We start from the raw sequence: 11,794 nt of genomic DNA, 5'->3' as shown, positions 1-11,794 counted from the left end.
ATCTCAAAACCGCTGCTGTAAATACCCACACTTATCGATTGTTTAGTTGTTAAAGAGCGATGTTGCTTGGTTGCGGGGGCAGGATTTGAACCTACGACCTTCGGGTTATGAGCCCGACGAGCTGCCAGACTGCTCCACCCCGCGTCCGAATGTTTCTTTATCTTCGCCGCGCTGTGTGCGCCGCGTCGAGAGGTGAGACTATAGCAAAGCCTATCTATGCCCGTCAACACTTTATTTAATTTTTTGCTTGGCGGCCTTATAACTTTCCTGCGAGAATAAGCTTAAGCAACTGAGTTTTATAGCATTTTGCTTTATACATCTACCCATCACTTTTTTAGCCTTATCAAACCAGACAATGACCATGGTTACTACATTCAGCATTTCCCGCCTGCCACGCATTGAGTTTGGCTCCGGCAAGTTCGCCCTGCTTCCTAAAATTGCCAGTCTTTATGGCAAATATGCTCTTATTATTACTGGCGCGTCTTCGTTTCAGTCCTCCAGTTACTGGAACCAGCTTACCAGCGAGCTTTCCGCCATTGGCATAGACTATAGAAGCATTCGCGTAACAGGCGAGCCCACTCCGCAATTTATTGACGAGTCCATATCTCAGCTTCGAGGAACTGAGATTGATGTCGTAATCGGCATTGGGGGTGGCAGCGCACTCGACGCAGCCAAAGCTATCGCCGGCTTGCTCAATGCCGGGCACTCTGTAATGGACTATTTAGAAGGGGTTGGTCCGGAGTTGAATTATCTTGGACCATCCGTGCCGTTTATCGCTGTACCCACTAGCGCGGGCACTGGGTCTGAAGCCACCAAAAATGCAGTGTTAAGTACTCACGGCATTAACGGGTTCAAAAAATCGTTTCGCAACGAGCAGCTTGTGGCTGAATACGCCATCATTGATCCCGATCTGCTTGATACGTGCACACCCGAAATGATCGCCGCTAACGGCATGGATGCGTTCACACAGCTACTGGAATCCTTCGTATCTTCTAAAGCCAATGCTTTTACTGACGCATTAGCCTTGAGCGGCCTGGAAGCCGCGAACGAAGGATTGCTTAACTGGTACCTTGGCCAAAACGGCCACCCCGACGCCCCTGCACTGATGGCATATGCCGCACTGTTATCGGGCATTACGCTTGCCCAGGTCGGCCTGGGCTCTGTCCACGGCCTAGCATCACCGCTTGGGGCATTTTTCCCGATTCCTCACGGCGTGGTTTGCGGCACGCTCGTCGCAACAGCGACCGAGATCAATATTAGGGCCCTGTTAATTCGCGATCCCCAACATGGCGCTTTAAAGAAATATGCCGATGCTGGTCGGCTCATAGCAAAAAATCAGGGATTAGATGACCAGACTGCGCGGCAGACATTAGTAGGTATTTTAGAAAACTGGACAGAGCACATGCTACTGCCCAGACTATCCAGTTATGGCGTGACCACTGCCGATATTCCACGCATCGTTGCCAATAGCCGTGGTAGCAGCATGAAAACCAACCCCATCACCTTGACCGATGATGAGGTGGCCGAGATTATACAGCGACGGCTGTAACCGCTTGCCCAACTTCTTTACGATAGCGGTTCAAATCTTTGGTGCTCTCAAAGTTACGACCAAACAGATTGGATAGTTTGGTCAGTATGGTATTCACCACCTTCGCTTCCCATGGCGCATCAAAGCGAATCTGCTCATCCAGCCAATGTTCCAGCCATGCCGGATCAGGCAGACGGCTTTGCACGGTGTCATTTGGGAACAACGACTGGCTAACGTGCAAGTTGGTCGGATGCAGCGCTTTCGCACTACGTGACGAACTGGTCATCAGCACACCCACTTTAGAAAAAGCGGCCCGCGCTTCATCGCCCAGCCGTTCAATTGCCTGCTGCATATAACGGAAATATATACCGCCATGACGCGCTTCATCACCTGACAGCAAACCATAAATATGTTTGATCACTGGCTCTGTATGCCATTGACCGGCACAGCGATACCACTGGGTCAGGCGGATTTCGCCACAGAAATGCAGCATCAAGGTTTCCATCGGCGGCGCCGGATCAAACTCGAAACGCACTTCATGCAACTCAGCTTCTGTTGGCACCATATCTGGACGAAAACGCCGTAAATACTCCATCAACACCAGCGCATGCTTCTGCTCTTCATAAAACCAGACGGACATAAACGCAGAAAAATCACTATCGTGCTGGAAATCGCGCAGAAACATTTCTGTCGCAGGCAAAGCTGACCATTCCGTGATCGCATTCATTTTAATTGTTGCCGCCTGCTCGTCAGTCAACATATCAGCCTGAAAACTATCCCACGGCACATCTTGCGCCATATTCCAACGTACTCGCTCCAAACTCGCAAAAGCATCAGGATAAATCATGCACACCCTCACAATCATTCAACATTTTAAGTATGGTATCTGAGTTTTAATACTGCAATATTACAAATCAGCGAAAAGTCAGACAATTCAGTTTAGCCCAAAGCAAAGCCTTCTGCATAGCAGCATCACAGAACGATATCAGCAGAAACATCAGAAATGGCGGTTAACGCAAATAACAGGCAAAAAAAACCCGGGTAATCATACCCGGGTTTAAAAATCCTCTTATGAAGGAGGATGGAGGAGACAACACTGAAGCTCTTGGGGAAAGAGCTGAAGAATCAGCGTTATTAGAATTTTCTAATATTATAACTTTCTTGTCAACTACTTTTTTACGGTCTTGCATAATGACCTATTACAAACCCAGAGTTGTTGCTGAAACCGGCTGTTCTGCCGCATCGAACATAAGCGCGAATCGCCCTGCAAACAAGCGACACCGCGCAGGATCACGATGCGTCAATATTGATTTGGCATGTTCATGCTGTGGACGATATAGACACACACCTGCATCGCTATATATAAAGGCATCCGTTTCCCGCGTTTCTGCGACCTGCCGAATTTGAATCTGGTGCGAAAAATCGCGCATCAGTCTTTGCATGCGCGCCGCCCGTTGCTGCAAGTATTGAACATCCCGCAGCACTATCCACAATCGACTGACAGCCCCGCGTGCCAAATAATTACGCAACAGTTCGTAACGCGCCAGATCATCAAATGCAATATCGAAAAGATCGGTATCGAATACGTGCAAATCTCTCTGAGCCGATGCTATAACTACATCCACCGCTAGCCGGTATTCACTTAATGTAGCAAACACCTGATAATCATGGTCTGTATCAAATACATCTGCCATGACATTAGCCTCCTATAATGAGGTAACCATCCACATAAGCGTCGTACAACCATTCCATCAACACATCATCAGCCATACTTGTATTAATCTGACGCGTATCCGCCAATGCCTGCAATGCATCACGGCATCCGGCCAAAGTTACCGGCTCGCCATTCAAATAATATTGATCAGCATGAAATAGCATGCGCGACTGCGGCGCCAGACGCACGCCTTTTTTATTTGCCTGAGCCGCAAATTTCTCAAAGCCAAGGGCACGCTGCGGCGGCTGAAAATATACATGCGGTTTAGGTTCGGTCAAATAACGCCCCAGGAAATCTGCCACATCTGCACGCCCCCACTGAACCTGCGCAATCATGGCTGCCATTTGATCAACCATAGCCGCACCTATTTCTGCCGGATGTACTTGCAATGCGAGATCAGGGTCCTGGTAACGCCCCTCTAATTCAATCTTGTCCTGCATATAAACCAGAAACTGCGTTGCGATTTCCTGCGTAGTCGGCGCACGGAAGCCTATCGAATACGTCATGCACTCATCCAGGGCGACACCGTCATGCGCGTAACGTGGCGGCAAATACAGCATATCACCAGGCCCCAATACCCACTCCTGCTCAGCTTCAAAATTCTGCAATATCCGCAATGGCGCGCCATCAATCAGCGTCAGGTCGTCCTGCGCACTGATCTGCCAGCGCCTATGCCCGTGACCTTGCAGCAGAAACACATCATAGGAATCGAAATGCGGGCCGACACCGCCACCAGGGACAGCATAGCTCACCATCAAATCGTCCAGCCGCGCATGGGGAATGAAATCAAACTGCTGCAACAAGGCTTCACCTGACGGTAAATAATGATTCAACTCCTGGACTAGCAAGGTCCACACCGCACCTCCGCGCTTAGCCTTGAAGTCACTTTCGTCAAACGGGCCATGCTGCAAATCCCAGCCTTTGGTCTTTTGCCGCACCAGACGCGCTTCAACATCCTCATTGCCGGCCAGCTCAAACAACGCAGCCGGATCGATCAGGCCAGTAAATTCAGGGATAGCATTACGCACCAGCAAAGGTTGTTTTTGCCAATAATCCCGCAGAAATTCGTCGCGGCTGATGCCGCCAAGTAATTGTTTATTCATAGGCATGAATTATAATCCCGAAATGCGTTAGAATATCCGCATAAAATTTATCCGCCCCATTGAGGAAACATTATGCAAATCGCAAAAAACACCATTGTTACCATCACCTACGAACTGAGCAATTTAGCAGGTGAAATCCTGGAAAACGGCAGCGAAGCTGTCAGCTATTTGCACGGCGGTTATGACGGCATCTTCCCTACCGTTGAAGAAGCACTGGAAGGCAAGAATGTCGGCGATGACATCGAAGTCACGCTGGAGCCAGAATATGCATTTGGTGAATACGAAGCTGAACTTATCCGCGCTGAGCCACGTCACTTATTCCCTGCTGAAGCGTCCGTCGGCATGCAGTTTGAAGGCGCCGCTGAAGGCACTGACGAATTTATGCTCTACACCGTGACTGAAATTACTGAAGATACCGTTATGGTTGACGGTAATCACCCATTGGCTGGACAGACCCTGAAATTCAAGTGCCACGTTACCGATGTGCGCCCAGCAACCGAAGAGGAAATCACCCACGGCCATGCTCATGGCGACCACGGCCATCATCATTAAAACTGCACGGCGGCAAATTCTTTGCCGCCTATCTGTTGTATTATTTTCCGAATCCACTACCATACCGTTTTGTAACGGCCCAAGCTGCCCATGAAAACCACCTTTCTGGACTTTGAACAGCCCATTGCAGAGTTAGAAGCCAAAATTGAAGAACTCCGTTGCGTGCAAGATGATTCCACGCTGGATATTTCAAAAGAGCTGATCCTATTAGAAAAAAAGAGTGCGAAGCTGACTCAGGATATATACGCCAAACTCACTCCATGGCAAATTTCACAAGTTGCCCGACACCCGCAACGCCCATATAGCCTGGACTATATCGGAGCACTATTTTCCGATTTTGAAGAACTGCACGGCGACCGCGCCTTCGGTGACGACCACGCCATTGTTGGGGGCATTGCCCGTTTCAACGACCAAAGCGTCATGATCATCGGCCATCAGAAAGGCCGCGACACCAAAGAAAAAATCTATCGCAACTTTGGCATGCCGCGTCCGGAAGGCTATCGTAAAGCATTACGCTTAATGCGTCTGGCCGAAAAATTCGGCATTCCGGTCATGACCTTTATCGACACGCCAGGCGCTTACCCTGGCATTGGTGCAGAAGAACGCGGCCAATCCGAAGCAATTGCGCGCAACTTATACGTTATGGCTGAGTTACGCACGCCGATTATTTGCACAGTCATCGGCGAAGGCGGCTCTGGCGGTGCGTTAGCTATTGGTATCGGTGATCAGACCATGATGCTGCAATATTCAACTTACTCTGTCATTTCACCGGAAGGTTGTGCTTCTATCTTGTGGAAAAGTGCAGAGAACGCGCCAATTGCTGCAGAAACACTGGGCATCACGGCTCCGCGTTTGAAATCATTCGGTCTGATAGACCGCATCATTCCAGAACCAACCGGAGGATCGCATCGCGACCCTGCTACCATGATGCACGCCATGAAAACGGCTCTGGAAGAATCCCTTGCTGATCTTCAAAAACAGCCTATCGACACCCTGCTCAAAACTCGCTATCAGCGCCTCATGAGCTATGGACGTTACAAAGACACACCTGCCAAATAAGTTATACACTTCATTTCGGGCGCACGTGATCAATCACGTCGCGCCCGAAAGCCGATTGTGTATTGCCTTGAGTGGCGGCGTAGATTCTGTCGTACTCCTGCATCTGTTTACCCTGCTACGAGCAGAATATCCGTTGGCACTTTCCGCCATACATGTTCACCATGGCATCAGTCCAAATGCTGATCACTGGGCACACACGTGCCAACAGCTCTGCACGAAGCTGAACATTCCATTACATATCAGCAGAATCTCTCTGCAACACCGCGCCGAACTCGGCCTGGAAGCCGCTGCACGCCACGCTCGCTATGCCGAATTCCAGCATCAGGATGCCGAATACATTGCCCTGGCCCATCACCGTGATGATCAGGCCGAAACTTTTATGCTACAACTGTTGCGCGGTGCCGGTGCCAAAGGCTTGGCGGGCATGCCGGTATTACGCCAGCAGCCGGGCCACCCCTTATATTTACGCCCGCTACTGGACAGTGACCGCAGCGCCATACTGGATTGGGCCAAGCAATACGAGCTGCACTGGATAGAAGACGAAAGCAATCAGGACACGCGTTACGCCCGCAACTTCCTGCGTCACGACATTCTGCCTCTGCTCAACCAGCGATATCCAGCCTGGCGCGCTACGATTGCACGCAGTGCACACAATCTGGCCGAAGCAGATCAACTACTGGATGAACTCGCGCAACTGGATGCTGCCCAGGCCATTCACAACCAAGGCATCAATTGCCAGTATCTGGCCAGCCTCACTCCGGCACGCGCACGTAACCTGTTGCGCCATTTCCTGGCTACACATGCTCTTGGAATGCCCAGCCAGACCCGCTTAGCGGAGATGCTCGAACAACTCATGCATGCTGATGCTGACAGCAGCATTACTATCAGCCATGACGGCCATACCTTGCATCGCTTCAAGCACTACGCCTACCTGGTCAAACAACTACCCCCACCGACCCACAATTGCCGCTGGCACTGGCAAGGCGAAGCACAACTTACGCTGACCGAACTGGGCGGCATCCTCACTTTCCAGCATGAGCGGGCTAATGGGCTGGATATGAACAAACTGCACGACATCAATATCCGCCTGCGTCAAGGTGGCGAAACATTCCGCCCGGATTGCCAGCGCCCCAATCGTCGTCTCAAAATACTGCTGCAAGAAGCCGGTATTCCGCCGTGGCTACGTGATCGCACCCCCCTGATTTACAGTGGCGACACCCTCATTCATGTGCCCGGCATCGGTAGCGCATGTGACTGGCAAGCCAAACCCGGCGAAGAAGCATTGCAGATTAACTGGTTAACCGACACCTGAGCACCGGCCAAAAAAAAAGCACAACCGCAGTTGTGCTTTTTTGATGAAACGACCTGATTACATACCGGCGTGGTATGACAACACAACCTCAACTTCATTTTTAGAACCCAGGATCACTGGTACGCGCTGATGCAAACCTTCTGGCTGCACATCCAGGATACGCTGACGACCTGTGCTGGACAAACCGCCCGCCTGTTCAACGATAAAGCTCATAGGGTTAGCTTCGTACATCAAACGCAATTTACCGGCTTTAGCAGGGTCTTTTGTATCTTTAGGATACATGAAGATACCGCCACGAATAATAATGCGATGCACTTCTGCCACCATGGAAGCCACCCAGCGCATATTGAAATCACGACCGCGCGGACCGGTTTTACCGGCAACGCATTCGCTGACATAACGCTGAACTGGCGCTTCCCAGAAACGCTGGTTAGAAGCATTAATCGCGAACTCTTTGGTATCAACTGGAATCATCATGCCCGGATGGGTCAAAACGAATTCACCGATATCGCTATCCAGAGTAAAGCCATTCACACCGTGACCAGTGGTAATCACCAGCATGGTAGAAGAACCATACAATGCATAACCCGCAGCAACCTGCTTGGTACCAGGCTGGAGGAAGTCAGCGGCAACCGGGTTGGCTGCACTGCCTTCATAATGCAATATGGAGAAAATCGTACCCACGGAGATATTCACGTCAACGTTAGATGAGCCATCCAGCGGATCGAATACCAGCAGATATTTACCATGCGCGTATTGCGCAGGAATGTCATACACGTCATCCATTTCTTCAGACGCCATACCTGCCAACTGACCACCGCGCTCGGTAGTTTGTATGAAAATCTCGTTGGTGATCACGTCCAGCTTCTTCTGGGTTTCGCCCTGGATATTTTCAGAATCCAGACTGCCCATCACACCTGACAATGCGCCTTTATTGACCGCATTGGAGATCACTTTACACGCAGTAGCCACTTGCCCCATCAGAGCAAGCAGGTCGGTATTGTTGGTGTTGTTCGCACGCTGTTCATCAGCGAGGAATTGCGCAATGGTTGTGCCAATTTGCATGGGTTTAGCCTTTATAAGATGAAATAAATGAATAAATTATAGCATGACGTTGATATAACTATGAATTGCAGCGGCTATTCTTTCGTACTCAACTGATCACCGGGTGCAAATGTCCAGGTCCGCGTAATGACCACCACATCGGCTTTCTTGCGTACATCTTCCGGGAATGGCGAATATGGCGCAGCCTGACGCACGATAGCAACGGCGGCTGCATCCAGCACCTTGTAGCCGGAAGACCGACTCACCTCGACATCCTCCAGACTGCCGTCCGCCTTGATCGATACCGTGAGTTGCAGCTTGCCATATATTTTCTGCTGGCGCGCCGCATCGGGGTAATTTTGGTTGCCCACCCGTTCAACCTTGATGCGCCAGTCTTCTATATAACGCGCAAACACGTACTCCTGCGCGCTGGCGCCGATAAACACTTTACGCGGTCGCTTCTGATAAGCATCATATTCCTGGGAAATCTGCGCCTCCAGCTTCGCCATCTCCAGGCTACGCTCTAACAGGCTCCCGGTAGTCGATTTAACCAGCGATGTTTTTTCCGGGCTATCCGGATGCGGCTGGCCATTAGCGAGACTGTAATTCGACTTGAGTTGCGTCATGATCTTGCGGCTTTCTTCCTCAAGCTGCTTCACATGCTGTTGCGCAGCCTCAGCTTCAGACTGCCGCTGATCATGTGACATAGCCGGCAAGGGGCTCTTGGCACGGCGATCCGCATCGGTGTTGCCGCCACCATCCAGGTTGCTCTGCGCCAAAGCATCAGCTTTATGTGGCCGGGTAGCCGATTTGCTGTTTACCAGCACCACTTCCAGCGGCGGTGTGAACATGCTCTGTTCACTCACGACCGGCATTCTGAAGTTCAAACTCAATGCAGCCGCATGCAAAAAAAACGACACCAGCAACGCCACCATAAAGGCCACGGGCAAGTGCAGTTTTTCCGCCAGATCATAAAATGGTTTGAGCGCATTCATGCGTTTTATTTTAACTCGGATTCATCACCTGAGGGTGCCGTATCATCTTCCAGCAGCAATTTACTCTGGAAGCTGCACATCAGTTCAACATCCAGCAGATCAATCTCATCCACTCCCAGTATCACCTGACTGCCCACCGCGAGTTCAGGCAAGGACGGCACGCGCGTAACAAACGGCAAGCCTTCCAGCCGCACCAGATTCTCCTTGATCACGCTGGCGTTAATACTGCTGACGTTTTCCTGCTGCAACCAGCGTAAGCACCAGTAACGCTCCATTTTGCGCTGGAATTCGTTATAGGCATCGTATGCCAGCTCAAAATCGCGTAATACGGTATACAGCGTATCGGATTTGGGCGGATACGGCGGCGCTTCTTCTGTGGCGAGCGCAATCAACTGGCGCTGATTGATCATATCCACATAGCGCCGCAACGGCGAACTGGACCAGGTATATTGCGCCACACCCAGGCCAACGTGCGGCGCAGGCTTGGTGCTCATTTTCACCTTGCCGTTCTGCTGCGTACGGTACAACGCCATGGTATTGGTATCTGCCAGCCACTTGCCCCATTCCGCATTCACGTAAATCATCAGTTCCGACACGACCCGATCAATCGGATTGCCACGCAAACGGTCAGTGATGGTAACGCGATCGTTTTCCACCTTGAAATTGTAATCGACCCGTTGCGGCAATTTGGGATCCGGGGTTTTCCCGCGCGCTGCCTCCAGCGCACCGGACAGGTGCCACAACATCGTCAGCTCGGTCTGATGCGGATACTCCGCACAACCGCTCGTTAAATTCACATGATTGAAATCAATTTCCAGCAATTCATGACGCAGGTTAGCCGTAATATGCACCTGCTCCAGACGAGTGACATGACTCACTACCTGCCAGGTCTCATCGGTAACTTCGATATACATGGACAAAGCAGGCGCAGACCGACCCTCGCTCAAGGTGTAATCGGCAATCGCCTCATCCGGTAGCATGGTGATTTTTCCGCCCGGGTAGTACACCGTGGACAAGCGCTGCGCCGCAATCTGATCCCAGCCCGATGCCGGTGTAATACCCAATGCCGGCGCGGCAATATGCACGCCCACTTGCCAGTTGCCATTCGCCAGCCTAATTACGGAAAAAGCATCATCAATTTCTGTGGTGGTAGCATCATCAATACTGAACGCACTGACTGCCGCCGCAGGCAATTCCGGTATCGCCGGCAAGGCCTCAACCTCGGGGAAACCGGTACCGCGGGAGAAATGTTCGCGTAAAAACAACTGCATGTGGTAATCGTGGCTGGAAGCAATCGCACCGCACCGATCCAGTAGTTTTAACGGCAGCAATCCGGTTTGTTTACAGGCTGCATCCACCGCCTTCCACATCACCTGATTCTTATCCGGCGCATAGAGCAACTGGGTAACGTGCTCACTGAACTCATGCGGCAATTTGAATGCAGTTAATTCTGCGACATAGGCCGCCAATTGCTCGGCTTCACGCAGCTTGCGTTCAACTCCCGCTTTTGCAGCCGCCAGTGATTCCGCCGGTGCGGCTTTATAGCGTCCGCGCCCCTTTTTGTAGAAATGCATAGGCGATGCATGCAACTGCATCAGAATGCCGGCTGACTCGATCGCGGTCGGCACATGCCCAAAATATTCGGTGGCCAGGTCTATAAAACCGAATTCATCCTGGCTGGCAACTTCCCACAGAAAATCCGCATCCGCCTCATCACGCACATGCTGAGCGGCTTCCATGAATTCGGCAGGCGCCGGGGCTGCAAAACGCATCATTACGTTAATAATTTTAATTTTGACACGCTTGCCATGCTGGGTATCGACTTGTAACGATGTTTCGTTATCAGTGATGATGGTACCGGCCTTGAAATGGCCATCTTCTTCGTAGAGTAAATACATGTTGAGTAACCGCGTCAGCGCGCAAAAACGATGCGGCTAGAATGACAGAATAGTTGGAATATATTGCGTAAAAGACCGGAAACCGTGATCTCCACCGGGTTCCACTATTTGACGACTATCGGCATAATAAGCAACCGCATCACGATAGTCCAACACTTCATCCCCAGTTTCGACCATTAACAGCAAATTTTGTGGATGCTGCACCCGCGGCAAATCCAGAGCCGCAAGCTCATCCAGGTGTTGCTGCGTAAATTGATAAATTTCGCCGCTACTGTAGTTTTTTTGTTCGCCCAACTCACCGGCCAGCAGCAAATGTGCATGGACAGCGGGATTAACCAGCACCGCCTTAATCCCGAACCGTTCTGCCAGCCAGGTAGCATAAAACCCACCCAGCGAACTGCCGACCAACTTCACATCATTATGCTTTTGAATCAACTCGGTAAGCACAGCAATAGCCTGCGCGGGACGATGCGGCAAGTCCGGGCACAAATATTCTTGCGGTTGACCTATGCTGGCAAAATGCGCCTGCAATTGACGCGCCTTGCTGGAAGCACTGCCGCTGTTAAAGCCGTGTACATAAATTAACATA

The 11,794-nt window shown here is 51.0% G+C and carries 11 protein-coding genes and 1 tRNA gene; 4 read left to right on the top strand and 8 right to left on the bottom strand.

Annotation, left to right across the window (positions count from 1 at the left end):
* Positions 1 to 67: 67 nt before the first annotated feature.
* A tRNA-Met gene (locus EJE49_RS00785) sits at positions 68 to 144 on the bottom strand.
* Between the two features lie 217 nt (positions 145 to 361).
* On the opposite strand from EJE49_RS00785, the gene EJE49_RS00780 reads away from it, so the two are divergent.
* Complete coding sequence (locus EJE49_RS00780) at positions 362 to 1,549, top strand: iron-containing alcohol dehydrogenase (protein ID WP_124948503.1); 1,188 nt, start codon at positions 362 to 364, stop codon at positions 1,547 to 1,549.
* Here the strand turns inward: EJE49_RS00780 and EJE49_RS00775 are convergent.
* From EJE49_RS00775 to EJE49_RS00765, 3 genes are all read right to left on the bottom strand, one after another.
* Complete coding sequence (locus tag EJE49_RS00775; RefSeq protein WP_124948502.1) at positions 1,530 to 2,375, bottom strand: ferritin family protein; 846 nt, start codon at positions 2,373 to 2,375, stop codon at positions 1,530 to 1,532. The two genes, EJE49_RS00780 and EJE49_RS00775, sit on opposite strands and share 20 nt — an antisense overlap.
* Before the next feature lie 352 nt (positions 2,376 to 2,727).
* On the bottom strand, positions 2,728 to 3,222 hold the full coding sequence (locus tag EJE49_RS00770; protein WP_124948501.1) for a DUF7931 domain-containing protein: 495 nt from the start codon (positions 3,220 to 3,222) through the stop codon (positions 2,728 to 2,730).
* A gap of 4 nt (positions 3,223 to 3,226) precedes the next feature.
* The gene (locus EJE49_RS00765; RefSeq protein ID WP_306308178.1) at positions 3,227 to 4,351 is read right to left on the bottom strand and encodes a cupin domain-containing protein; all 1,125 of its coding nucleotides are present in this window, start codon (positions 4,349 to 4,351) and stop codon (positions 3,227 to 3,229) included.
* A gap of 66 nt (positions 4,352 to 4,417) precedes the next feature.
* Between EJE49_RS00765 and EJE49_RS00760 the strand changes: the two genes are divergently transcribed.
* The 3 genes from EJE49_RS00760 (at position 4,418) to tilS (ending at position 7,268) form a co-directional block, all read left to right on the top strand.
* Complete coding sequence (locus EJE49_RS00760) at positions 4,418 to 4,897, top strand: FKBP-type peptidyl-prolyl cis-trans isomerase (protein ID WP_124948499.1); 480 nt, start codon at positions 4,418 to 4,420, stop codon at positions 4,895 to 4,897.
* A gap of 90 nt (positions 4,898 to 4,987) precedes the next feature.
* Positions 4,988 to 5,956 (top strand): acetyl-CoA carboxylase carboxyltransferase subunit alpha, encoded by a 969-nt coding sequence (locus tag EJE49_RS00755; RefSeq protein WP_124948498.1) that lies wholly within the window; start codon positions 4,988 to 4,990, stop codon positions 5,954 to 5,956.
* A gap of 25 nt (positions 5,957 to 5,981) precedes the next feature.
* On the top strand, positions 5,982 to 7,268 hold the full coding sequence (gene tilS, locus EJE49_RS00750; protein ID WP_189941575.1) for a tRNA lysidine(34) synthetase TilS: 1,287 nt from the start codon (positions 5,982 to 5,984) through the stop codon (positions 7,266 to 7,268).
* Positions 7,269 to 7,325: 57 nt separating this feature from the next.
* Here tilS and EJE49_RS00745 read toward each other — a convergent pair whose 3' ends face one another.
* The 4 genes from EJE49_RS00745 to EJE49_RS00730 all read right to left on the bottom strand — a co-directional run bounded on the left by EJE49_RS00745 (position 7,326) and on the right by EJE49_RS00730 (position 11,793).
* Entirely contained in the window at positions 7,326 to 8,333 is a 1,008-nt protein-coding gene (locus tag EJE49_RS00745) for a class 1 fructose-bisphosphatase (protein ID WP_124948496.1), read from the bottom strand.
* 74 nt (positions 8,334 to 8,407) lie between these two features.
* Positions 8,408 to 9,307, bottom strand: coding sequence for an energy transducer TonB (locus EJE49_RS00740; protein ID WP_124948495.1), 900 nt, complete (start codon positions 9,305 to 9,307; stop codon positions 8,408 to 8,410).
* A 5-nt stretch (positions 9,308 to 9,312) separates the two neighbouring features.
* Positions 9,313 to 11,205 (bottom strand): ribonuclease catalytic domain-containing protein, encoded by a 1,893-nt coding sequence (locus EJE49_RS00735; RefSeq protein ID WP_124948494.1) that lies wholly within the window; start codon positions 11,203 to 11,205, stop codon positions 9,313 to 9,315.
* A 36-nt stretch (positions 11,206 to 11,241) separates the two neighbouring features.
* A complete protein-coding gene (locus EJE49_RS00730) occupies positions 11,242 to 11,793 on the bottom strand; it encodes a YqiA/YcfP family alpha/beta fold hydrolase (RefSeq protein WP_124948493.1) in 552 nt (183 codons plus the stop codon).
* Between the last annotated feature and the right edge of the window lies 1 nt (position 11,794).

The sequence above is a fragment of the Sulfuriferula thiophila genome, assembly GCF_003864975.1.
GTDB lineage: Bacteria > Pseudomonadota > Gammaproteobacteria > Burkholderiales > Sulfuriferulaceae > Sulfuriferula > Sulfuriferula thiophila.
The sequence above is the reverse complement of the archived record's forward strand: the minus strand, read 5'-3'. Positions and strand labels throughout refer to the sequence as shown.

What these genes read in the sequence shown, in the direction of transcription:
- EJE49_RS00780 (WP_124948503.1), top strand. Translation starts at nt 362, where the DNA reads ATGGTTACTACATTCAGCATTTCCCGCCTGCCACGCATTGAGTTTGGC.
- EJE49_RS00775 (WP_124948502.1), bottom strand. Translation starts at nt 2,375, where the DNA reads ATGATTTATCCTGATGCTTTTGCGAGTTTGGAGCGAGTACGTTGGAAT.
- EJE49_RS00770 (WP_124948501.1), bottom strand. Translation starts at nt 3,222, where the DNA reads ATGGCAGATGTATTTGATACAGACCATGATTATCAGGTGTTTGCTACA.
- EJE49_RS00765 (WP_306308178.1), bottom strand. Translation starts at nt 4,351, where the DNA reads ATGCCTATGAATAAACAATTACTTGGCGGCATCAGCCGCGACGAATTT.
- EJE49_RS00760 (WP_124948499.1), top strand. Translation starts at nt 4,418, where the DNA reads ATGCAAATCGCAAAAAACACCATTGTTACCATCACCTACGAACTGAGC.
- EJE49_RS00755 (WP_124948498.1), top strand. Translation starts at nt 4,988, where the DNA reads ATGAAAACCACCTTTCTGGACTTTGAACAGCCCATTGCAGAGTTAGAA.
- EJE49_RS00745 (WP_124948496.1), bottom strand. Translation starts at nt 8,333, where the DNA reads ATGCAAATTGGCACAACCATTGCGCAATTCCTCGCTGATGAACAGCGT.
- EJE49_RS00740 (WP_124948495.1), bottom strand. Translation starts at nt 9,307, where the DNA reads ATGAATGCGCTCAAACCATTTTATGATCTGGCGGAAAAACTGCACTTG.
- EJE49_RS00735 (WP_124948494.1), bottom strand. Translation starts at nt 11,205, where the DNA reads ATGTATTTACTCTACGAAGAAGATGGCCATTTCAAGGCCGGTACCATC.
- EJE49_RS00730 (WP_124948493.1), bottom strand. Translation starts at nt 11,793, where the DNA reads ATGTTAATTTATGTACACGGCTTTAACAGCGGCAGTGCTTCCAGCAAG.